Source organism: Paraburkholderia sp. EG286B (genome assembly GCF_040965655.1).
Taxonomy (GTDB): domain Bacteria; phylum Pseudomonadota; class Gammaproteobacteria; order Burkholderiales; family Burkholderiaceae; genus Paraburkholderia.
Genome location: NZ_JBFRCF010000004.1, coordinates 71,192 through 92,761, shown reverse-complemented (window position 1 = coordinate 92,761; position 21,570 = coordinate 71,192). Strand labels below are relative to the sequence as shown.

General features: G+C 65.8%; 18 protein-coding genes. 3 read left to right on the top strand and 15 right to left on the bottom strand.

Going from position 1 to position 21,570, the window contains the following annotated elements:
- Positions 1-47: 47 nt before the first annotated feature.
- The 12 genes from nudB to AB4Y42_RS09285 form a co-directional block, all read right to left on the bottom strand.
- A complete protein-coding gene (gene nudB, locus AB4Y42_RS09340) occupies positions 48-524 on the bottom strand; it encodes a dihydroneopterin triphosphate diphosphatase (protein ID WP_368687541.1) in 477 nt (158 codons plus the stop codon).
- 148 nt (positions 525-672) lie between these two features.
- Complete coding sequence (gene aspS / locus AB4Y42_RS09335; RefSeq protein WP_368687540.1) at positions 673-2,478, bottom strand: aspartate--tRNA ligase; 1,806 nt, start codon at positions 2,476-2,478, stop codon at positions 673-675.
- A gap of 63 nt (positions 2,479-2,541) precedes the next feature.
- Positions 2,542-3,183 carry a DUF502 domain-containing protein gene (locus AB4Y42_RS09330; RefSeq protein WP_042266455.1) on the bottom strand — a complete coding sequence of 214 codons (642 nt, stop codon included), beginning with the start codon at positions 3,181-3,183 and terminating at the stop codon, positions 2,542-2,544.
- Between the two features lie 96 nt (positions 3,184-3,279).
- Entirely contained in the window at positions 3,280-3,627 is a 348-nt protein-coding gene (locus AB4Y42_RS09325; RefSeq protein ID WP_368694026.1) for an FmdB family zinc ribbon protein, read from the bottom strand.
- 217 nt (positions 3,628-3,844) lie between these two features.
- Positions 3,845-4,495: a methyltransferase domain-containing protein gene (locus AB4Y42_RS09320; RefSeq protein WP_368694025.1), complete on the bottom strand. Its 651-nt coding sequence runs from the start codon at positions 4,493-4,495 to the stop codon at positions 3,845-3,847.
- Positions 4,496-4,522: 27 nt separating this feature from the next.
- A complete protein-coding gene (gene ubiB, locus AB4Y42_RS09315; RefSeq protein ID WP_368687537.1) occupies positions 4,523-6,100 on the bottom strand; it encodes a ubiquinone biosynthesis regulatory protein kinase UbiB in 1,578 nt (525 codons plus the stop codon).
- An 18-nt stretch (positions 6,101-6,118) separates the two neighbouring features.
- Complete coding sequence (locus tag AB4Y42_RS09310) at positions 6,119-6,754, bottom strand: SCP2 domain-containing protein (RefSeq protein WP_368687755.1); 636 nt, start codon at positions 6,752-6,754, stop codon at positions 6,119-6,121.
- A 171-nt stretch (positions 6,755-6,925) separates the two neighbouring features.
- Positions 6,926-7,942 carry a Tim44 domain-containing protein gene (locus AB4Y42_RS09305; RefSeq protein ID WP_368687536.1) on the bottom strand — a complete coding sequence of 339 codons (1,017 nt, stop codon included), beginning with the start codon at positions 7,940-7,942 and terminating at the stop codon, positions 6,926-6,928.
- Positions 7,943-7,978: 36 nt separating this feature from the next.
- Positions 7,979-8,710 (bottom strand): bifunctional demethylmenaquinone methyltransferase/2-methoxy-6-polyprenyl-1,4-benzoquinol methylase UbiE, encoded by a 732-nt coding sequence (gene ubiE, locus AB4Y42_RS09300; protein WP_133182926.1) that lies wholly within the window; start codon positions 8,708-8,710, stop codon positions 7,979-7,981.
- Between the two features lie 90 nt (positions 8,711-8,800).
- The gene (locus tag AB4Y42_RS09295; RefSeq protein ID WP_368694024.1) at positions 8,801-9,214 is read right to left on the bottom strand and encodes a gamma-butyrobetaine hydroxylase-like domain-containing protein; all 414 of its coding nucleotides are present in this window, start codon (positions 9,212-9,214) and stop codon (positions 8,801-8,803) included.
- A gap of 78 nt (positions 9,215-9,292) precedes the next feature.
- On the bottom strand, positions 9,293-9,718 hold the full coding sequence (locus AB4Y42_RS09290; RefSeq protein WP_342921248.1) for an HIT family protein: 426 nt from the start codon (positions 9,716-9,718) through the stop codon (positions 9,293-9,295).
- A 41-nt stretch (positions 9,719-9,759) separates the two neighbouring features.
- Entirely contained in the window at positions 9,760-13,806 is a 4,047-nt protein-coding gene (locus tag AB4Y42_RS09285) for a DUF3683 domain-containing protein (protein ID WP_368694023.1), read from the bottom strand.
- Between the two features lie 549 nt (positions 13,807-14,355).
- On the opposite strand from AB4Y42_RS09285, the gene ilvA reads away from it, so the two are divergent.
- From ilvA to queF, 3 genes are read left to right on the top strand one after another with little or no spacing between them, the layout of a single operon-like run.
- The gene (ilvA, locus tag AB4Y42_RS09280; protein WP_368694022.1) at positions 14,356-15,882 is read left to right on the top strand and encodes a threonine ammonia-lyase, biosynthetic; all 1,527 of its coding nucleotides are present in this window, start codon (positions 14,356-14,358) and stop codon (positions 15,880-15,882) included.
- Between the two features lie 12 nt (positions 15,883-15,894).
- On the top strand, positions 15,895-16,827 hold the full coding sequence (locus AB4Y42_RS09275) for a 5'-nucleotidase (RefSeq protein ID WP_368694021.1): 933 nt from the start codon (positions 15,895-15,897) through the stop codon (positions 16,825-16,827).
- Entirely contained in the window at positions 16,824-17,648 is an 825-nt protein-coding gene (gene queF, locus AB4Y42_RS09270) for an NADPH-dependent 7-cyano-7-deazaguanine reductase QueF (protein WP_368694020.1), read from the top strand. Before AB4Y42_RS09275 ends, queF begins: the two co-directional genes overlap by 4 nt.
- A gap of 81 nt (positions 17,649-17,729) precedes the next feature.
- Here the strand turns inward: queF and mtgA are convergent, their stop codons facing one another.
- The 3 genes from mtgA to AB4Y42_RS09255 are packed head-to-tail and all read right to left on the bottom strand — an operon-like array spanning position 17,730 to position 21,538.
- Entirely contained in the window at positions 17,730-18,503 is a 774-nt protein-coding gene (mtgA, locus tag AB4Y42_RS09265; RefSeq protein WP_368687531.1) for a monofunctional biosynthetic peptidoglycan transglycosylase, read from the bottom strand.
- Between the two features lie 36 nt (positions 18,504-18,539).
- Positions 18,540-19,415, bottom strand: coding sequence for a shikimate dehydrogenase (gene aroE, locus AB4Y42_RS09260; RefSeq protein WP_368687530.1), 876 nt, complete (start codon positions 19,413-19,415; stop codon positions 18,540-18,542).
- Positions 19,412-21,538: a ribonuclease catalytic domain-containing protein gene (locus tag AB4Y42_RS09255; RefSeq protein WP_368694019.1), complete on the bottom strand. Its 2,127-nt coding sequence runs from the start codon at positions 21,536-21,538 to the stop codon at positions 19,412-19,414. Before AB4Y42_RS09255 ends, aroE begins: the two co-directional genes overlap by 4 nt.
- Positions 21,539-21,570 lie beyond the last annotated feature (32 nt).

Genomic DNA, 21,570 nt, shown 5'->3' with positions numbered 1-21,570 from the left:
GCTGCGATTCAATGCCGGGATCGGTACTGGTTTCGCTCATGTTGCGCTCACCCGCGTCCTTCACGTAGCCGCATGGGCAGTTGCAGAATGGCCTCGCGGTTCGACCACGAGAAGCACTTCGCCGCCGCCTGCTCGTAGGGCAGCCACACATACGCCGTATGCTCGCGCGGCGCGAGCGTGACGACTGTGCCCGTGGGCACTTCCAGGCTGAACCAGTGCTCGGTGTTGCGCGTGACGCCGGGCGCATAGCGATGGCGCCACACGGGATAGATTTCGTACTCGATCTCGTGGTGCCAGTCGAGCAGCGCCGCCTGCGGAACCTCCACCGCACCGACGGCAATACCCGTCTCCTCGCCCACCTCGCGCACGGCGGTTTCGGCGAACGGCTCGTCGAGGCGATCTTTCGAGCCGGTGACCGACTGCCAGAAACCCGGCCGGTCGGCACGTTCGATGATCAGGACCTCCAGTTGCGGCGTATGGATGACGACGAGTACGGATTCCGGAATCTTCGGCGGCTTCTGCATGGTGATGGAGCGTGGGGAGGAACGCGCGCTGCGCGCTTGCGGCGCGTCTAAAGGTAATTTAACGCAAAAAGCAAAAAAGGCGCACGATGCGCCTTTTTTGTTGTTGCGATGCAAAAGCCCTGACGGGCCTTCGCGGCAGGAATGCGGCTTACTGCGCCGTCTTCTGCTCAGGCTGACGCAGACGGATGTGCAGTTCGCGCAGCTGGCGCTCGTCCACCGGGCTCGGCGCCTGCGTGAGCAGATCCTGCGCGCGTTGCGTCTTCGGGAACGCGATCACGTCGCGAATCGAATCGGCGCCGGCCATCATCGTGACGATGCGGTCCAGGCCGAACGCGATACCGCCATGCGGCGGCGCGCCGTATTGCAGCGCGTCGAGCAGGAAGCCGAACTTCGCGCGTGCTTCTTCCGCATTGATCTTGAGCGCGCGGAACACCTTGCTCTGTACGTCTTCCTGATAGATACGCACCGAGCCGCCGCCGATTTCCCAGCCGTTCAGCACCATGTCGTAAGCCTTGGCGAGGCAGCGGCCCGGATCCGTTTCGAGGTATTCCAGGTGCTCGTCCTTCGGGCTCGTGAACGGGTGGTGCGCGGCCACGTAGCGGTTTTCTTCCTCGTCGTACTCGAACATCGGGAAGTCGATCACCCACAGCGGCTTCCAGCCCTTCTCGACGAGGCCGTTGGCACGGCCGAACTCCGAGTGGCCGATCTTCAGGCGCAGTGCGCCGAGGCTGTCGTTCACGACCTTCGCGCGGTCTGCCGCGAAGAAGATGATGTCGCCGTCCTGCGCGCCGGTGCGCTCGAGGATCGCGGCGATCGCAGCGTCGTGCAGGTTCTTGACGATCGGGCTTTGCAGACCGTCACGGCCCTTCGCGACTTCGTTGACCTTGATCCACGCGAGACCCTTCGCGCCGTAAATGCGCACGAATTCCGTGTAGCCGTCGATGTCGCCACGCGACAGCTCGCCGCCCTTCGGCACGCGCAGCGCCGCGACGCGGCCGTCCTTCGTGTTGGCCGGTGAGCTGAACACCTTGAAGTCGACGTCCTTCATGGCGTCGGTCAGTTCGGTGAATTCGAGCTTCACGCGCAGGTCCGGCTTGTCCGAACCGAAGCGGCTCATGGCTTCCGCGTACGGCATGATCGGGAACTTCGCGTCGAGCTCGACATCGATCGTTTCCTTGAACACGTGACGCGCCATGTCTTCGAACAGGTCGCGGATTTCCTGCTCGCCGAGGAACGACGTTTCGCAGTCGATCTGCGTGAATTCGGGCTGACGGTCGGCGCGCAGGTCTTCGTCGCGGAAGCACTTGACGATCTGGTAGTAGCGATCGAAGTTCGCCACCATCAGGAGCTGCTTGAAGAGCTGCGGCGACTGCGGCAGTGCGAAGAACTGGCCCGCGTTCACGCGCGACGGCACGAGGTAGTCGCGCGCGCCTTCCGGCGTGCTCTTCGTGAGCATCGGCGTTTCGATGTCGATGAAGCCGAGCGCGTCGAGATACTTGCGCACGGCCATCGTCACGCGGTAGCGCAGACGCAGGTTGTGCTGCATTTGCGGGCGGCGCAGGTCGAGCACGCGATGCGTGAGGCGCGTGGTTTCCGAGAGGTTGTCGTCGTCGAGCTGGAACGGCGGCGTGACCGACGCGTTGAGCACCACGATTTCGTGGCACAGCACTTCGATCTTGCCGCTCGTGAGGTTCGCGTTGACCGTGCCTTCCGGACGATTGCGAACGAGACCCTTGACCTGCACGCAGAACTCATTGCGCACGCCTTCGGCGATCTTGAACATTTCCGCGCGGTCCGGATCGCAGACGACCTGAACGAGGCCTTCGCGGTCGCGCAGGTCGATGAAGATGACGCCGCCATGGTCGCGGCGGCGCTGCACCCATCCGCACAGCGAAACAGTTTGGCCCAGCAGCTGTTCGGTCACCAGACCGCAGTATTCAGATCTCATCGACATGATGTTCGTCTTTCGTTATGCATGAATGAACGGGAGCGGCGCGCGGCAGCGCGTCGTCCGGTATTAAAGCGGAGGATCGATGGGGCGGCGTGGTGAGGTTGCCGGCGCGACCACGCCCATCGAAACAATATACTTGAGCGCGGCGTCGACGGTCATGTCCAGCTCGACCACCTCGCTCTTTGGCACCATCAGGAAAAAGCCCGACGTCGGATTCGGCGTAGTCGGGACATAGACGCTCACGTGATCTTCCTGCAGGTGGTTGACCACGTCGCCGCCGGGAATGCCGGTGAGAAACGCGATCGTCCACGAACCCTTGCGCGGGTACTCGATCAGGAGCGCTTTGCGAAATGCATTGCCGTTGCTTGAAAGCAGTGTATCGGAAACCTGCTGGATGCTGCCGTACAGCGGTCCGATGATCGGAATGCGGCGCACCAGCGCGTTCCACCACTCCACCAGCTTCTGGCCGATGAAGTTATGCGTGAGCAGACCGACCCCGAAGATGAACGCGAGCGTGAGCACCGCGCCGAGTCCCGGCAGGCGCACGCCGAACATGCGCTCCGGCCGCCACGATTCGGGCAGCAGCAGCAGAGTCTGATCCATCGTGCCGATCACGAGGTTCAGCACCCACAGCGTGATGGCCAGCGGCACCAGCACCAGCAGGCCGGTCAGGAATACCGATTTGAACGTCGCTTTCTTGATCGTCATGTACACCGCCATGCGGACCGCGCGGCAAACGGGCTGCCGGCGCGGCTTCGGCGCGGCGCGTGTCCCCGGGAATGCGGGAATCGCGCCGCAGGTTTTTCAGGTCGAGGCTGCCGGACTGGGCGTGCTCGCTGGGCTGCTCGCGGCTGCGCCCGCATCGCTGGAAGCGCTCGCAGCGGCCTCGCCGGCCGGCTTGCTGCCCTCCGCCGACGCATTTTCGCCACCCGCCTGCGCGCCGGCCGCCGCAGCGCTCTTGCCGCCGTTGCCGCCGCGGAAATCGGTGACGTACCAGCCCGAACCCTTCAGCTGGAAGCCCGCTGCGGTGACCTGCTTGCGAAACGTGTCCGCGCCACAGCTCGGGCACTGCGTCAAGGGCGCATCGCTCATCTTTTGGAGCACGTCCTTGTCGAAGCCGCACGACTCGCAGCGATAAGCGTAGATCGGCATGATCTCTATCCTGATGAAAATCTGATAATTGCTTGCAAAGCCTTGAATTATAGCCGCAAACCAGGATCGCCCCTGGCATTTACCGGGGTTGGGTGTCCAGCGGGGAGGTCGGCGGGTTGCGGCTGTCTCAATACAGATGAGGGCAGGTTGCGCGCACATCAAGAGCGCGCGCGGCCATGGAGGGCGGCGAGCGCAAGGCGTGAGTGCGTCGGACCGCTCAACCGGGCGACGGCGCGACGTCGTTGCGGCGCCACACGAGCCAGCGCTCGCGCCCGACGAACACGGGCAGCGAGTCGGCCACGGGTTGATCGTCGGCCAGCGTGAAGTACGGCGTGAGCAAGGCGTCGAGTTCGTCGCGCGCGATCGCGAACGGCGGCCCCTTGGGCGTCTCGCCGATGAAGAAGTAGCCCGCGAGCAACGCACCGGGCGGCAACAGCTCGGCCATGCGGGTGGCGTAGCTCGCGCGCTGCGCTTTGGGCAGCGCGCACAGGAACGCGCGCTCGAACACCCAGGCCGGCGTGAACGGCGGCGTGTAGGCGTAGAAGTCCGCCTCTTCGACGACACCCGCATACTGCCCCAGCGCCGCGCGCGCGCTCGCGATCGCGGCCGGCGCGAAGTCGATGGCGCGCACCGTGCGGCCGCGCTCGGCGAGCCAGCGGGCCTCCCAGGCGTTGCCGCAGCCCGGAACCAGCACCGCGGCCTCGGGGTGCGCCGTGGCGAAGGCTTCGAACTGGCGCTGCACGCCCGCTTGATCCCAGGGCGTGAAGCCGCGCGCAAAGCGCTCGTCCCAGAACGAGGGCGACGCCGGGTCGCGGGTTTCGAACTCGGGCACGTCGCCCGGTTGCGGCGGCAGGGTCGGGTCGCTCATCGTCTCACTCCTTGTTCTCGTGGTCCGTCAGCCGCCGTACGCGAACGCGAGCCACACGCGTGCCGCCACCATGCCCACGCCCACGGCCACGCCGAACACGAGCAGGCCCTGCAGCAGGCGGTTCGTGCGGCGTTGCTCGGCGAGCATCGCGCGGATCGTCTCGTCGTTCGCGAAGCCGCCCGGCTCCTGGCGATGCAGCAGCACCTGATGCACGAGGCGCGGCAATTGCGGCAGCGTCTTGCTCCATTGCGGCGCCTCGATCTTGAAGCGCTCGTACCAGCCGCGCAGGCCGATCTGCTCGGTCATCCAGCGCTCGAGATAAGGCTTCGCCGTTTTCCAGAGATCGAGCTCCGGATCGAGCGAACGCCCGAGGCCCTCGACGTTGAGCATGGTCTTTTGTAGCAGCACGAGCTGCGGCTGGATTTCAACGTTGAAGCGCCGCGAGGTCTGGAACAGGCGCAGCAGCACCTGGCCGAGCGAGATGTCCTTCAGCGCCCGGTCGAAATACGGTTCGCACACGGCGCGAATCGCGCTTTCCAGTTCTTCCACGCGCGTATTGGGCGGCACCCACCCCGACTCGATATGCAGCGTCGCCACGCGGTGATAGTCGCGCTTGAAGAACGCGAGAAAGTTCTGCGCTAGATAATTCTTGTCGAAGTCCGACAGCGCGCCGACGATGCCGAAATCGAGCGCGATATAGCGGCCGAAATGCGCGGGATCGAGGCTCACCTGAATGTTGCCGGGGTGCATGTCGGCATGAAAGAAGCCGTCGCGGAACACCTGCGTGAAGAAGATCTCCACGCCCTCGCGCGCGAGCTTCGGAATGTCCACGCCCGCCGCCCGCAGCTTGTCCACCTGGCTGATCGGCACGCCGACCATGCGCTCCATCACGAGCACGTTGGCCGTGCTGAATTCCCAGTACATTTCCGGCACGAGCAGCAAATCGAGGCCCGCGAAATTGCGGCGCAACTGGCTGCCGTTGGCGGCCTCGCGCATGAGGTCGAGCTCGTCGTGCAGGTACTTGTCGAACTCGGCGACCACTTCGCGCGGCTTCAAGCGCTTGCCGTCGGCCCACAGCCGCTCGGCCCACACGGCGATGTCGCGCAGCAGCGCGAGGTCGGAGTCGATCACCGGACGCATGTTCGGCCGCAGCACCTTGATGGCCACCGGCTTGCCCGCGTGCTGGCCCGACTTCACCTTTGCGAAGTGCACCTGCGCAATCGACGCACTCGCCACCGGCACGCGCTCGAACTCGTCGAAGATCGTGTCGACCGGTGCGCCCAGCGACTTCTCGATCAGGCCGATCGCCACGTTCGAATCGAACGGCGGCACCTGGTCCTGCAGCTTCGCCAGTTCGTTGGCGATATCGGGCGGCAGCAGGTCGCGGCGCGTGGACAGCACCTGGCCGAATTTCACGAAGATCGGGCCGAGGCTTTCCAGCGCGAGACGCAGACGCAAGCCGGGCGGATCGTCGAAGCGACGGCCGATCGTGGTGATGCGCAGGAGCAGCGCGACACGCCGGTCGTTGATCCGGCTCAACATCATCTCGTCCAGGCCGAAGCGGATGACGGTGAAGAAAATCTTGAGGAAACGCAGAAAACGCATGTCTGGGGGGCCTGTTGACTAGCGCGAACCGCGCGGCGCAGCGCTTTGGCTCCCGCCGCCGGCCGGTGATTTTTGTTCGAGCCGCTCGATGCGCTTTTCCACGCGCGCCAGCGCATCGCGTGCGCGCGACAGCTCCTCGTTGAAGCCGTCGAGCTCGGCGCGCCGCACGAGCTGCGGATTTTCGTCAAGCAGATATTCCGTGACCGAGCCGAGCACGTTGCGCCCGGTGCGCAGGGCCTGCTCGCTTGCGGCGCGCGCGAGCGTGGCGATGCGTGAAGCCGGCGCGTCGCCGATCAGCTTCGCGAGGTCCTCTTCGGGCTCCCAGCGCAGATGCTCGGCGAGCTTGCCGATGACCTGCGCAAACTCGGCATCGCCCTCGATCTTCACGTGCTTCATCACGGCCGCCTGACCGCCCTGCATGAACGACGAGAGCGCGCCCGCGGGCAGCGACAGCGTCACATCGACGTCGCCCGCATCGTGATCCTCGACCGCGCCCAGATAGCCGTCCGGCTGCACGAGCAGCGTGAGCACGACGGGCGGACAGGTGAGGCGGGCCGTCTTGCCGGCATAGGGGGCGAGACGCTCGCGTGCCCACGTTTCGCGGGCGAGCAGGTGGTTGACGGCAGCAGCGAAGGGCTTGGCGGCAAGAGTCATCGGCATGGAATAAGAAAACCCGCTCGGGCACAAGCCCGGGCGGGTTCCTATTGTAACGTTCGAGCCACAGTATCGCGCCGCCGCCCTGCCCTGTCTCATGCGGCGCGGCGCCCGGAAGGCGCCGCACGCCGATCTGGATCAAGTCACGAGCCGCGCGGCCCGGGTGCCGACTCAGTGAGATTCGACCTGCTGGATCCCCGCGAGCAGCCAGCCTTCGCCCGACGTGCGCGACTTCGAGAGATTCCACACCTCGACGAACGGCGCGGCCGGCTCGCCCATGGCTTCGCGAATCAGGCCGGAGAAACGCACGCTCGCCAGGTATTCGCTGCCGCGGTCTTCCACGCCGAGCAGGTCCGCGTTGAGCTGCACGACGTCGGTCTGGTTGGGCTGCGCGCCGCGGCCCGCGAGATCGACGCGAATTTCGGCGAACATCTCGGGCGTCGTGAATTCGCGGATGTCGTCCATGTTGCCGGCGTCCCATGCGGCCTGCAGGCGCACGAAGTAGACCTTCGCATTGCGCACGAAGGCTTCCGTGTCGAAGCCGGCCGGAATCGATGCAGCTGCCGGCGTATCGATGTTCGGCGTGCTGACCGGATTGGCTTCAGGCGCGAGGTACTGCCCCGTGGGCGGCGCGGTGTAGCGCGGCTCCTGCGGCTGATACCCGCCCGACGACGGGTTCATGCTGTTCGACGAGTACCCGCCCTGGTACGCGGGTTCCGCGGCACGACGGCGGCTCATGAACTTGCGGATCAGCCAGACGGCGATAAAGGCGATGATCGCGATCACGATCATGTTGGCCATCATGCCGGCAAACGCCTCGCCAAGACCGAAGTGCGAAAGCAGCGCGGCGATGCCGAGACCGGCCGCGAGGCCCGCGATCGGTCCAAGCCAGCGATTGCGCGCCGGTGCGGCCGCAGGCGTGGGAGCCGGCGTGCCGGGAGCGCGCTGGGCTCCGGCCTGCTGCGCGGGATTCGTGGGGGTGGGCTGGGCCGGCGGCGGCGTGGTGCTGCGCTGCGTAGCCGTGGACGACTGCTTGCCGAAACTGCGGCCGCCACCCATGCGGCGAGCCTCTGCATCGAACGATGCGAGGCTGCCGGCAATCATCACGCCGGCAAGGGCCAGGACGCCGATTCGTCTGGCCCATGACGATGAAAGCTTTTTGGAAGCAACGTTGCAGGGCTCAGACATGGCGGAAATTCCTTTAAAGACAGTGAGTTGGGAACACTAATACTTTGTGCCGACGTGTAAGGCTACCACGCCAGCTGACAAATTGTAATATTTGACGGCGTCGAGGCCGACTTGTTCCATCATGGTCTTGAGTGTTTCCTGGTCCGGATGCATGCGGATCGATTCCGCGAGGTACTGGTAGCTGTCCGCGTCCTGGGCGAAGCGCTTGCCGAGCCACGGCAGCACCTTGAACGAGTAGACGTCGTACGCCTTCTTGAGCGGCTCCCAGACCTTCGAGAATTCGAGCACGAGCACGCGCCCGCCCGGCTTGAGCACGCGGCGCATCTCGGCGAGCGCGGCGTCCTTATGCGTCATGTTGCGCAGCCCGAAAGCCACGGTCACCACGTCGAAGTAGTTGTCCGGAAAGGGGATTTTCTCGGCGTCGCACAGGAGCGCCGGCGTGATCACGCCGTTGTCGATGAGGCGGTCGCGGCCCACGCGCAGCATCGACTCGTTGATGTCGGTGTGCCAGACCTCGCCTGTCGGGCCCGCTTTCTTCGCGAACGCCATGGAAAGGTCGCCGGTGCCGCCGGCGATGTCGAGCACCTTCGCGCCGGGCCGGATGTTCGCCTGCGCGATCGTGAACGCCTTCCACGCGCGGTGCAGCCCGCCCGACATCAGATCGTTCATCAGGTCGTAGTTCGAGGCGACCGAGTGAAACACGCCGGCCACCTTCTTCGCCTTGTCCTGTTCGTCGACTGTCTGATAGCCGAAGTGGGTTTTGCTCATCGCGCTCGTCCTTTCGCGGAAGGGTGTTCTATTGGTGTGCTGCGCCGCCTCTGTCAGAGATGCGGCGGGGCTGGATCGTAACAGGAAGCGTCAGTGGCAGTGGCCATGCGCGGCAGGGGGCGCCGCCATGGGGGCGTCGCGCTCGACGCCCGCCGCCTTCAGTCTGGCGAAATATTCCGCCCAGAGTTCGTCCTGGCGCGTGGCGAGCTCGTAGAGCTGGTCCCACGAGTAGATGCCGGTGTTGTGGCCGTCGGAGAACGTGGGCTGCAGCGCGTAGTTGCCGACACCTTCGAGCGCCGTGATCGTCACCTCGCGCTTGCCCGTCTGCAGCGTTTCCTGGCCGGCGCCGTGCCCGCGCACCTCGGCCGAGGGCGAATACACGCGCATCAGCTCGAAGGGCACGCGGTAGCTCTCCCCGTTCGCATACTGGAGTTCCAGCACGCGCGAAACGGCGTGCACCACGACGCCGGTCGGCACCGGCGTATCGGATTTCAGTCCACTCATGTTCGTTCCCGCTGTTGGACGCGTACTGGACGCAATTGGACGCGCATTGGACGCTCACCGCCCCCGCCTGCTCAGGCCTTAAGCCTGCTCCATTTCCTGGCGTACCGCGTCGCGCAGCAGCGTAGCCTGCGCGCGGCGCTGGCCCAGCATCGCCTCGGACACCGTGCGCTGGCGCGGCGCCCAGACGGGCAGCGGGAAATGGGCATCGTTCGTGAAGCGCGGAATGACGTGCCAATGCACGTGCGGCACCTGGTTGCCGAGGCTCGCCAGATTCACCTTTGATGGCTGCATGACGCGGCGCAGCGCACGCTCGACGGCGTACACGGCGCGCATCAGATGTTCCCGGTCGGCCGCGCCCAGGTCCGAGAATTCGGCGACGTGCGCATTCCAGATGACCCGGCAAAAGCCGGGATAGTCGGCCTCGGCAGTCGCGAGCACGACGCGCATGCGCTCGTCCTGCCATAGCAGATCGCCGCCTTCCTCACTGCAGAATACGCATGTCATCGTCGTCCTCGAACCCGTTCACGGAAAATTGAGCGCTGCCATTAGACCAGCACGCGCTCGATTCCGCCATTGTTCGCGTTCTGAACGTAGTCCGCCATCCAGTTTTCGCCAAGTATGTGGCGGGCGATTTCCACCACGATGTAGTCGGCTTCGATGTTGGCGTCTTCGTTGTACCGCGACAGACCCTGGAGGCAAGACGGGCAAGACGTGAGAATCTTGACGTCCTGCGTCGTACCCTGCCCGCCCGCTTCCTGCTGCGTCGCCGGCTGCACCCCGTTCGCGCCGTTGCCGACGATCGGAATGCCGCGCAGCTTCGCCGCGCCCTTGCGGATTTCCTCTTCCTTGCGGAAACGCACCTGCGTCGAAACGTCCGGGCGCGTCACGGCCAGCGTGCCCGATTCGCCGCAGCAGCGATCGTTCTTCTCGATCTTGTAGCCGTCCTTTTCAGAACCCATCAGCTCATTGACGAGCTTGACCGGATCCATCGTCTTGATCGGCGTGTGGCACGGGTCGTGGTACATGTAGCGCGTGCCCGTCACGCCGTCGAGCTTGATGCCCTTCTCGAGCAGGAACTCGTGGATGTCGATGATGCGGCATCCCGGGAAAATCTTGTCGAATTCATAACCCGCAAGCTGGTCGTAGCACGTACCGCACGACACCACGACGGTCTTGATGTCGAGGTAATTGAGCGTGTTCGCGACGCGGTGGAACAGCACGCGGTTATCGGTGACGATCTTCTCGGCCTTGTCGTACTGGCCCGAGCCGCGCTGCGGATAGCCGCAGCACAGGTAGCCCGGCGGCAGCACCGTCTGCACGCCCGCTTGCCAGAGCATCGCCTGGGTGGCGAGGCCCACTTGCGAGAACAGACGCTCCGAGCCGCAGCCGGGGAAGTAGAACACCGCTTCCGAATCGACGTTCGTCGTCTTCGGGTTGCGGATGATCGGCACGATCTTGTTGTCTTCGATGTCGAGCAGCGCGCGCGCCGTCTTCTTCGGCAGGTTGCCCGGCATCTTCTTGTTGACGAAGTGGATCACCTGCTCGACCACGGCCGGCTTGCCCGTCGATGCGGGCGGCAGCGCCGTCTGCTTCTTCACGACCTTCTTGAGCAGGTCGTTGCCGAGGCGCTGCGCCTTGTAGCCCACGCCCATCATCGCGGTGCGCGCGAGGTTGATGGTCTGCGGGTTCGTGGCGTTCAGGAAGAACATGCCCGCCGCGTTGCCCGCGTTGAACTTCTTCTTGCCCATCTTGCGCAGCAGATTGCGCATGTTCATGGTCACGTCGCCGAAGTCGATCTTGACCGGGCACGGCGTCACGCACTTGTGGCAGACCGTGCAGTGGTCGGCCACGTCGTTGAACTCGTCCCAATGCTTGATCGACACGCCGCGGCGCGTCTGCTCTTCGTACAGGAACGCCTCGACCAGCAAGGACGTCGCGAGAATCTTGTTGCGCGGGCTGTAGAGCAGGTTCGCGCGCGGCACGTGCGTCGCGCACACTGGCTTGCACTTGCCGCAGCGCAGGCAGTCCTTCACCGAATCGGCGATCGCGCCGATGTCGGACTGCTTCATGATGAGCGACTCGTAGCCCATCAGGCCGAACGACGGCGTGTAGGCGTTGCGCAGGTCGGCGCCTTCGAGCAGCTTGCCCGCGTTGAAGCGGCCTTGCGGATCGACGCGCTGCTTGTAGGCGCGGAACTCGGCGATCTCTTCGTCCGTGAGGAATTCGAGCTTCGTGATGCCGATGCCGTGCTCGCCCGAAATCACGCCGTCGAGCGAACGCGCGAGCTTCATGATGCGCGCGACCGCATGGTGCGCGTCCTGCAGCATCTCGTAGTTGTCGGAGTTGACCGGCAGGTTCGTGTGCACGTTGCCGTCGCCGGCGTGCATGTGCAGCGCCACGAACACGCGGCCGCGCAGCACCTTCTTGTGGATCGCCTGGGTCTCTTCGAGGATCGGCTTGAATTCGCCGCCGTTGAAGATCTTGCGCAGTTCCGCACGGATCTCCTGCTTCCACGAGATGCGCACCGTGCGGTCCTGAGTCACGTGGAAGACGTTGGCGTCGGGCTGCGCATCCACGCGGTCGGCGAACTTCTCCGCCAGCGCCTCGTAGCCCAGCTGCACGAGATAGTGCTGCGCCTCGCGCAGCGACAGATCGAGCTTCTCGCCCACGAAGGTCCAGCGCTCGCGCACGCGCTTGAGCAGGTCGAGCGCCTGCTGGACGCGGTCTTCGAGCAGTTCCGCGGAGGGAATCTCGTTCGCGTCGTCGGTCTTGCCGAGCGGCAGCTTGCCCGCCTTGAAGAACGCTTCGAGGGCGTCGACCAGTTGCAGCTTGTTCTTGATCGACAGTTCGATGTTGATGCGCTCGATGCCGTCCGTGTACTCGCCCATGCGGTTGAGCGGGATCACGACGTCTTCGTTGATCTTGAACGCGTTGGTGTGCTTGGCAATGGCGGCCGTGCGGCTCCGGTCGAGCCAGAAGCGCTTGCGCGCCTCGGCGGACACCGCGACGAAGCCTTCGCCGCTCTTGCCGTTGGCCATGCGAATGACTTCCGAGGTCGCGGCGGCCACGGCATCGGCGTCGTCGCCGACGATGTCGCCGATCAGCACCATCTTCGGAAACGCGTTGCGCTTGCTCTTGGTCGCGTAGCCCACGGCGCGCAGATAGCGCTCGTCGAGGTGCTCGAGGCCCGCGAGAATCGCGCCGCCCTGCTTCGACGTTTCGAACAGGTAGTCCTTGATCTCGACGATGCTCGGAATCGCCTCGCGCGCCTGGCCGAAGAACTCGAGGCACACCGTGCGCGTATGCGCGGGCATCTTGTGCAGCACCCAGCGCGCGGACGTGATGAGCCCGTCGCAGCCTTCCTTCTGCACGCCCGGCAGGCCGGCGAGGAACTTGTCGGTGACGTCCTTGCCGAGGCCTTCCTTGCGGAAGCGCTTGCCTTCGATATCGAGCGATTCGGAGCGCAGCAGCTTTTCGCCCGGCGCGTATTCGCCGTCGAACCACTTCAGCTCGAAGCGCGCCACGGGAGTGTCGTGAATCTTGCCCATGTTGTGGTCAAGACGCGTGACCTCGAGCCAGTTGCCCTGCGGGTCGACCATGCGCCACCAGGCGAGATTGTCGAGCGCCGTGCCCCACAGCACCGCCTTCTTGCCGCCCGCGTTCATCGCGACGTTCCCGCCGATGCAGGACGCATCGAGCGAAGTCGGATCGACGGCGAAGACGAAGCCCGCGGCGTCGGCGGCCTCGGTCACGCGGCGCGTGACCACGCCCGCGCCCGAAAAAATGGTCGCGACCTTGCGGTTCACGCCCGGCAGCTCGGTCATTTCGACGGGGCCGAGCTGCTCGAGCTTTTCGGTGTTGATGACGGCCGAGAACGGCGTGAGCGGCACCGCGCCGCCCGTGTAGCCCGTGCCGCCGCCGCGCGGAATCACGGTGAGGCCGAGTTCGAAACAGGCCTTGATGAGGCCGGCGATTTCGGCTTCGGTATCGGGCGTGAGGACGACGAACGGATATTCCACGCGCCAGTCGGTCGCGTCGGTCACGTGCGAGACGCGCGCGAGGCCGTCGAAGCGGATGTTGTCCTTGGCCGTGCGCTTGCCGAGCACCTTGGTCGCGCGGCGGCGCAGGTCGGCCATCTTCTCGAACTCGCCCGCGAAGGCGTCGATGGCGCGGCGCGTGGCGCCGACCAGCTTTTCCACGCGCGCGGCGCGGTCCACGCCTTCCTTGTCGGTGTGCTCCTGCAGGTCGGCGCGGCGGCGCTTCTCGATTTCGGCGAGGCGGTGGTTCAACGCCTCGATCAGGAGCGCGCGGCGCTTCGGATTGTCGAGCAGATCGTCCTGCAAATACGGGTTGCGGCGCACGACCCAGATGTCGCCCAGCACTTCGTAGAGCATGCGCGCCGAGCGGCCGGTGCGGCGCTCCGCGCGCAGCTCGGCGAGCGCGTTCCATGCGTCTTCGCCGAGCAGGCGGATGACGATCTCGCGGTCCGAAAACGACGTGTAGTTATAGGGAATCTCGCGCAGGCGCGGTTCGATGTCGGTGGCCACGGCGGCGGCGGCGCCGTGAGGATCGAAAACTTGAGGTGCGTTCATGGTTGGACGACTCTTTGGGCCAGTCCCGCGCACGGCTCGCGGCCGCTGCGACGGATACTGACGGGGCGCGTGGGGCGCTATTCTGAAATCGTGTCCGCCTGTGGCAGGCTGCGGACGAAAGGGGTGGGGAGGCACATGGCGGCAACGCTCACGCCGATGGTTCCCCGGCGCTCGGATTTAGCGACACGATCGTGCGTGGCGGGCGTGCCGCTGCGCCGCCGGGCGGGTTACGCGCCGTGCGGGCATCAAATGGGCTGTCCGAGGTTGCCAGTGCATCATCCGATCCTTGTTTCGAAAAAGGATTTTACCGCATGATCCGCACCCGCGCTGACGCCGCGTGGGAACCTGGTGAACACACAAGATTCACTTGCGTTGACGGGTAGTTTGCGCCTCATTGCGTGCGCTTTGACGATGATTTGCCTTCCGGCCGGTCGGCGAATCGCGCCGCCGCATCCAACGCCAGCCACCTTCCCGTGCTGCCAGCGCGGGAGCCGTTGGCGCTATCATTTACGCTTTCCCGCCCTGAACCCGCGCCCGGCGCGCCCTCGCATGGCCTCCCACGACGATTACCTGAAGAAAATCCTCACCGCCCGCGTCTACGATGTTGCCCGCGAGACCGAACTCGAGCGCGCCCCGAACCTCTCGGCGCGTCTGCGCAACGCCGTGTTCCTCAAGCGCGAGGACAACCAGCCGGTGTTCTCCTTCAAGCTGCGCGGCGCCTACAACAAGATGGCGCATCTCTCGCCCGCGCAGCTCGAGCGCGGCGTGATCACCGCCTCCGCGGGCAATCACGCGCAGGGCGTGGCGCTGTCGGCGGCGAAGCTCGGCGTGAAGGCCGTGATCTGCGTGCCGGTGACCACGCCGCAGGTGAAGGTCGATGCCGTGCGCGCCCACGGCGGCGCGACCGTCGAGGTCGTGCAGGCCGGCGAGTCGTACAGCGACGCCTACGCCCACGCCGTACGCCTGCAGGAAGAACGCGGCCTGACCTTCGTGCATCCGTTCGACGATCCCCACGTGATCGCCGGCCAGGGCACCGTGGCGATGGAAGTGCTGAGCCAGCATCAGGCCCCGATTCATGCGATCTTCGTGCCGATCGGCGGCGGCGGGCTGGCTGCGGGTGTGGCGGCCTACGTGAAGGCCGTGCGTCCGGAGATCAAGGTGATCGGCGTGCAGACCGACGATTCCTGCGCAATGGCGCAGTCGATCCAGGCCGGCAGGCGCGTGGAGCTCACCGAAGTCGGCCTGTTCTCGGACGGCACGGCCGTCAAACTGGTGGGCGAGGAAACCTTCCGCCTGTGCCAGCAGTATCTCGACGAAGTGCTCACGGTCGATACGGACGCGCTTTGCGCCGCGATCAAGGACGTCTTCCAGGACACCCGCAGCGTGCTCGAACCCGCAGGCGCACTGGCCGTGGCGGGCGCGAAGCAGTACGCGGAGCGCGAGGGCATTGAAGGCCAGACGCTGGTGGCGATCACCTCGGGCGCGAACATGAACTTCGACCGCATGCGCTTCGTGGCCGAGCGCGCCGAGGTGGGCGAGGCGCGCGAGGCGGTGTTCGCGGTGACGATCCCCGAGGAGCGCGGCAGCTTCAAGCGCTTCTGCGAACTGGTCGGCACGCGCAGCGTGACCGAGTTCAACTACCGCATCGACGACGCCGAACGCGCGCACATCTTCGTGGGCGTGCAGATCCGCAACCGCGGCGAGTCGCAGCAGATCGCGAAGACCTTCGTCGATCACGGCTTTCCGAGCGTCGATCTGACCGGCGACGAACTGTCGAAGCAGCACATCCGCTACATGGTGGGCGGTCGCTCGCCGCTCGCGCACGACGAACGTCTGTTCCGCTTCGAGTTTCCGGAACGGCCGGGCGCGCTCATGCGCTTTCTCTCGTCGATGGCGCCGAACTGGAACATCAGCCTGTTCCACTACCGCAACCAGGGCGCCGACTACAGCTCGATTCTGGTGGGCATCCAGGTGCCCGCCGCCGAAGACGCCGAGTTCCGCCGTTTCCTCGCCACGCTCGGCTATCCGCACTGGGAAGAGACGAGCAATCCGGCGTATCGGTTGTTCCTCGCGTAACGAGCGGCCATCGTGTCCGTATCGCTTTCCGACAAGCTCGTCGTCGCCATTTCGTCACGTGCGCTCTTCGATTTCGAGGAGGAAAACCACGTGTTCGAGGCCGGCGACCTGCGAGCCTACGAGGCGCTCCAGCGCGAGCGCCTGAACGTGCCCGCGCGGCCAGGCGTGGCGTTCGCGCTGATCCGCAAGCTGCTCGCGCTCAATGACGGCGCACATCACGTGGAAGTGGTGATCCTCTCGCGCAGCGATCCCATCAGCGGTCTGCGCGCGTTCAGCTCGTGCCGCGAGCACGGGCTCGACATTCAGCGCGGCGTGTTCACGCGCGGACGCGAGCCCTGGCACTACCTCAAGCCGCTCAATGCGTCGCTGTTTCTCTCCGCGAATCCGGCCGACGTGAAGAGCGCGCTCGACGCCGGATTCCCCGCCGCACGCGTCTTTCCGCGCATTGACCAAAATTCGGCGACAATGGCGGAACGCAACGCGCACGAGATTCGCATTGCGTTCGACGGCGATGCGGTGCTGTTTTCCGATGAAGCCGAGCAGATCTTCCAGAGCAAGGGGCTGTCCGCCTTCGTAAGCCACGAGCGCGACAACCGCGAACTGCCGCTCGCGCAAGGCCCGCTGCAGCCGCTGCTGGCCGCACTCAACCGTCTGCAGAAGCTCGCCGACGCGAACGCGCAAATGCGCATCCGCACCGCCCTCGTCACCGCGCGCTCGGCGCCCGCGCACGAGCGCGCAATCCGTACGCTGATGGCCTGGAACATCGAGATCGACGAAGCGATGTTCCTTGGCGGACTCGACAAAGGCCCGTTCCTGCGCGAGTTCGAACCCGATTTTTTCTTCGACGACCAGATCCGCACCTGCGAATCCGCGCGCTCGGTCACGGCCACCGGGCACGTGGCAAGCGGCGTGACCAATCTCGCAACCGAAGCCAACGCATCATGACTCCCGACCAATCGCCGCTCGGCAAGGCCTCCACCTACACCGAGCAATACGACGCTTCGCTCCTGTTCCCGATCCCGCGCGCGGGTGCGCGCGAGCAGATCGGCATTGGCGCGCAACTGCCCTTCTTCGGCAGCGATATCTGGAACGCCTACGAGCTTTCGTGGCTCAACGCGCGCGGTAAGCCGCAGATCGCGATCGCCACGTTCTTCATTCCCGCCGACTCGCCGAACATCATCGAATCGAAGTCGTTCAAGCTCTATCTGGGCTCGTTTGCGCAAACGCCGTTCGAATCCGCCGACGTGGTGCGCGACACGATCAGGCGCGATGTGACGGCGGCTTGCGGCGCATCGGTATCGGTGCGGCTCGAGCAGCCGGGCGCGTTCGGCAAGATCCCGTTCGAGGAATTCGACGGACTCTCGCTCGATCGCCTCGATCTCGACACGGAGATCTATCACCCGGAGCCGACGCTGCTGAAGGCGGCCTTCGACGAAGCCCCGGTAGAAGAAACGCTGATCTCGAACCTGCTCAAGTCGAACTGCCCGGTGACGGGCCAGCCCGACTGGGGCAGCGTGCAGATCCACTACGTCGGGCCGCAGATCGATCAGGCGGGCCTGTTGCGCTACATCATCTCGTACCGCAATCACACGGGCTTTCACGAGCAGTGCGCCGAGCGCATCTTCATGGACATCCTGCGCGAGTGTAAACCGGACCGGCTCGCCGTCTACGCGCGCTACACCCGGCGCGGCGGCCTCGACATCAATCCGTTTCGCACCAACTTCAACATGCCGATGCCGGATAACGCGCGGCTCGCGCGCCAGTAAGCGGAAGCAACGCAGGCAAGCAAACGAAAACGCGCCGCAAAGACGGCGCGTTTTTCATTGGCGTGGCGATGCGATGGCGCTTCAATGCGGCAGCTCGGCCGCCCCCATGCGCCGCGCAATCACGGCGGTGCGCTGCGCGAGATAGGTCGAGTTGCGATGCTCGTCGAAGTACTTGGGACGCGGCAGCATCACTGCGAGCCGCGCCGACTGCCACGGCGTGAGCTTCGCGGCGCTCGTGCGGTAGTAGTAGCGCGCAGCGGCTTGCGCGCCGTACACGCCGTTGCCCCACTCCACCGAATTCAGATAGATCTCGAAGATGCGCTCCTTGTCGAGCAGCGTCTGCAGCATCCACGTGATGATGAACTCCTGGCCCTTGCGGATGTAGCTCTGTTCGCGCGAGAGGAACAGGTTGCGCGCGAGCTGCTGCGTGATGGTCGAGCCGCCGCGCACGATATGGCCGCGCTGCTTGTTCTTTTCCCACGCCTGGAGAATGGCGTCGGTTTCGTAGCCGTTGTTGTTGACGAAGTTCGCGTCCTCGGACGCGATGATCGCGCGCTTCAGGTTGCGCGAGATCTGCTCGTACGGCACCCATTCGTGCTGGATCGTGAGACCGGCGCGCTCGGCGGAAAGACGCGCGGCGTCGGTGCGCATGAACGCCGTGGTTTGCGGATCGACGAAGTTCCACAGCGCGATTTGCGCGAAGTAGAAGAGTTGCGTGGCGATCCACGCCATCGCGCACACCGAGACGACCCAGGTCAGCCAGCGCAGCGCGCCGGGACGTTTGCGCGACTGCGCGCGCCGCCCGCTGCCGCTCGCGACCGCCGCGGCCTGCGCACCGATGGCTTGCCTGCGCATGGCGTCGTCTCCGTTTTGTGCGAGCGGCGCTGCGCGTTACGCGGCCTGCGCGGCGAGCTGCGCGCGCAATGCCGCCAGCACCGGCGCGCCCTCGGGCCGCACGCCGCGCCACAAGAAGAACGACTCGGCGGCCTGCTCGACCAGCATGCCAAGGCCGTCGGCCGCGCGCGCGCCGAGTGCCTGCGCGTGGCGCATGAACACGGTGGGCTGCGCGCCGTACATCATGTCGTAGGCGAGCGTACCGGTGCCGAACGCGCGCTCGTCGCACTCGGGCAAGGCCGCATCGAGGCTGCCCGCCGTCGCGTTCACGATCACGTCGTAGGGCTTGGGATCGAGTGCATGAGGGCCACCGCCGTTGAGCAGGCAGCCGAACTCGCCCGCCGCGCCTGCGAACTGCTCGATGAGCGCGTGCGCCTTGGGCGCCGTGCGGTTCACGATGGTGATCTCGCGCGGCCGGCGCTCGAGCATCGGCAGCACGACGCCGCGCGCCGCGCCGCCCGCGCCGAGCAGCAACACGCGCGCCCCTTCGAGCGCAACGCCGAGGTTCACCTCGATGTCGCGCACGAGGCCGAAGCCGTCGGTGTTGTCGCCGAAAATGCCGTCCGCGTCGAAGCGCAGCGTGTTGACCGCGCCCGCCGCCGCCGCACGCGGCGAGAGCTTGTGCGCAAGCGCGTGCGCTTCCAGCTTGAACGGCACGGTCACGTTCAGGCCGCGACCGCCCGCCGCGTGAAAGGCCTGCACATGCTCGACGAAACCGTCGAGCGGCGCGAGCAGCCGGTCGTATTCGACGCGCTCACCCGTTTGCAGCGCGAACTGTGCGTGGATGTACGGCGACTTGCTGTGCGCCACCGGGTTGCCGACGACGGCGTAGCGGTCGGCGCTCACAACCGGCTTCGACTCGCTGGCACTCATTCGCGCGGCTCCGTGGCGTGTTGTTCGCTCGATTGTTCTTCTGCCGCGGGCGCGTCGCTTGCCGCCTCGCCTTCCGCTTCGCCCGCTTCCGCGACAGCTTCCGCTTCGCTTTGCGCGGACTCGTCGGCGGCTTCGATCAGCTCTTCGTCTTCGCCCGTATCCTCTTCGGCCGGCTCGCCGCTCGTCACGACGGGCGCGTCGAGCACGCGCAGCATGCGCACCGAAGCCTCGATGGTCAGCTCGTCGATCGACAGCACTTCCATCATCAGGCGCGTGCCGCGCGCGTGCACGCCGAGTGCGGGCACGTGCATGAGCAGCGGCACTTCCTCGAAGCGCACCAGGTCGTCCTTCACCACGCTCGCCGGGAATTCGCGGCGCGGCTCGCGGCCCGCCTCACCGCGCATCTCCTGCTGCAGCCAGCGCAGGCACCAGAAGTACTCCATGCGGCGCTGATGGTCGGCATAGGCGGTGTAAGTCTCGTCGAAGCCCTGCACGACGGCGAACAGATCGGCGTCCTTGGGCTTGAACGGCGCGACGAGCTTGGCGGCCACGCCGTGCTCCACGCAGGCGAGCAACTGCCACTGGTTCACGAGGTCCACGTAGCGGCGCAGCGGCGAGGTGCTCCACGCATACTGCGCGACGCCGAGGCCTTCGTGCGGCGCGGCGTTGGTCTGCATGCGCGTGCGCTTGGGACCGGTCGGCGCGCCGAACGCGCGCTGCGAGCGATAGATGCCCGGCACGCCATGGTCGTGCAGGAACGCGCCCCACGTGGAGTTCGCGAGAATCGCCAGCTCCGCGACGATCAGGTCGAGCGGCGAGCCGCGGCGGCGCGGCGAGATGGTCACATGCTCGCCTTCCACGTAGAAGTTGAAGTCCGTGTTGCGCTGGACCTCGCGGCGCAGGCCGTAACCGGCGCGTGCCTGCTGGCGCTTCTCGAACAGCGCCTGCGCGAACGGCCACAGCACGGCGATATCGTCCTTGTGCGGATACTCGCCCGTGCCCGCTGCGAGCGTCTCTTCGGTGACGACTTCGTCGAGCGTGTTGTGACGCAGATTGCTCTTCACGAACACGCGCTCGGCGCGCGTTTCGGTCGCGACGATCTCCTGCGTCTCGCGGTTCACGATGCAGTAGAGCGACAGCGCCGGGCGCAGACCACCTTCCTTGAGCGTGAAGGCGTCGACGAAATCGTCGGGCAGCATCGTGATCTTGTCGCCGGGCATGTAGACCGTCGAAAGACGCGTGCGCGCGATCGTATCCGCCGTGTCGCCGCGCTGGATGCCGAGCGCGGGCGCCGCGATGTGAATGCCGATGCGCACGCGGCCGTCGGCCAGATGCTCGATCGAGAAGGCGTCGTCGATTTCGGTCGTCGTGACGTCGTCGATCGAAAACGCCTGCACGTGCTCGGCGGCGTCGGGCAGATCCTCGGGCAGCGTGCCCACTTCGACGGGCGGAAAACCCGTGCCGTGCGGGAAGAAGTCCGCGAGGAAGCGTGCCTCGTGCAGCGCGCGCGGCGAAGCGATGCCGCCGTTTTCGAGCATGAGGCGCGGCATCGAAATGCCACGCGCGGCAGCCGCCGCTTCGAGCGCCTTGTATTCGATGGCGTTCTTGTCCGGCTTCGTGAGGAGTCCGAGAGCCTTGCCCTTGAAGGCCTCGGGCAGTCCACCCGCCTTCAGCTCCTCTTCGTAGCCGGCCTGCACCAGCGCCTGCTGACGCTTGCGCTCGAGCGAGGCGAGCGCCATCTTGAGCTGCTCTTCGGGTGCGCGCTGATACTGGCCGCGCCCCTTGCGGCGAAAGTACACGGGCGAGCCATGCAGGCGCAGCACGAGCGCGGCGCGCTCGACCGGGCCGTAGGTTTCGCCGAAGTACTCGCTCGCGAGCGCCGTGTAGGCGAATTCCTCGGCGGGCGCGCACTCCCACAGGAAGTCGAGATCGATCTCCTGGGCGGCGGCGTCCGCCTGCTCCAGCAGTTCGCTCGCAGCCGGCTTTTCGAACTCGATCAGCACGTCCTTCGCGCGCACCTTGGCGCGCCGCCCGCCGGGCAGCTCGACCTGGAACGCATCGCCCTGGCGCGACAGCACGCTGCCGGCCTTGAAACTGCCCGATTCCTCAAAGAAAACGTTCACTCAATACTCTCGTTCAGACTTGCTTCGACCGC

Coding starts and splice junctions, on each gene's coding strand:
- AB4Y42_RS09325 (WP_368694026.1), bottom strand. CDS start 3,627: ATGCCGATCTACGCTTATCGCTGCGAGTCGTGCGGCTTCGACAAGGAC.
- AB4Y42_RS09290 (WP_342921248.1), bottom strand. CDS start 9,718: ATGACATGCGTATTCTGCAGTGAGGAAGGCGGCGATCTGCTATGGCAG.
- aroE (WP_368687530.1), bottom strand. CDS start 19,415: ATGAGTGCCAGCGAGTCGAAGCCGGTTGTGAGCGCCGACCGCTACGCC.
- AB4Y42_RS09320 (WP_368694025.1), bottom strand. CDS start 4,495: ATGAGCGACCCGACCCTGCCGCCGCAACCGGGCGACGTGCCCGAGTTC.
- ubiE (WP_133182926.1), bottom strand. CDS start 8,710: ATGAGCAAAACCCACTTCGGCTATCAGACAGTCGACGAACAGGACAAG.
- AB4Y42_RS09330 (WP_042266455.1), bottom strand. CDS start 3,183: ATGACGATCAAGAAAGCGACGTTCAAATCGGTATTCCTGACCGGCCTG.
- ubiB (WP_368687537.1), bottom strand. CDS start 6,100: ATGCGTTTTCTGCGTTTCCTCAAGATTTTCTTCACCGTCATCCGCTTC.
- AB4Y42_RS09295 (WP_368694024.1), bottom strand. CDS start 9,214: ATGAGTGGACTGAAATCCGATACGCCGGTGCCGACCGGCGTCGTGGTG.
- mtgA (WP_368687531.1), bottom strand. CDS start 18,503: ATGCGCAGGCAAGCCATCGGTGCGCAGGCCGCGGCGGTCGCGAGCGGC.
- nudB (WP_368687541.1), bottom strand. CDS start 524: ATGCAGAAGCCGCCGAAGATTCCGGAATCCGTACTCGTCGTCATCCAT.
- ilvA (WP_368694022.1), top strand. CDS start 14,356: ATGGCCTCCCACGACGATTACCTGAAGAAAATCCTCACCGCCCGCGTC.
- AB4Y42_RS09310 (WP_368687755.1), bottom strand. CDS start 6,754: ATGACTCTTGCCGCCAAGCCCTTCGCTGCTGCCGTCAACCACCTGCTC.
- AB4Y42_RS09305 (WP_368687536.1), bottom strand. CDS start 7,942: ATGTCTGAGCCCTGCAACGTTGCTTCCAAAAAGCTTTCATCGTCATGG.
- AB4Y42_RS09285 (WP_368694023.1), bottom strand. CDS start 13,806: ATGAACGCACCTCAAGTTTTCGATCCTCACGGCGCCGCCGCCGCCGTG.
- queF (WP_368694020.1), top strand. CDS start 16,824: ATGACTCCCGACCAATCGCCGCTCGGCAAGGCCTCCACCTACACCGAG.
- aspS (WP_368687540.1), bottom strand. CDS start 2,478: ATGTCGATGAGATCTGAATACTGCGGTCTGGTGACCGAACAGCTGCTG.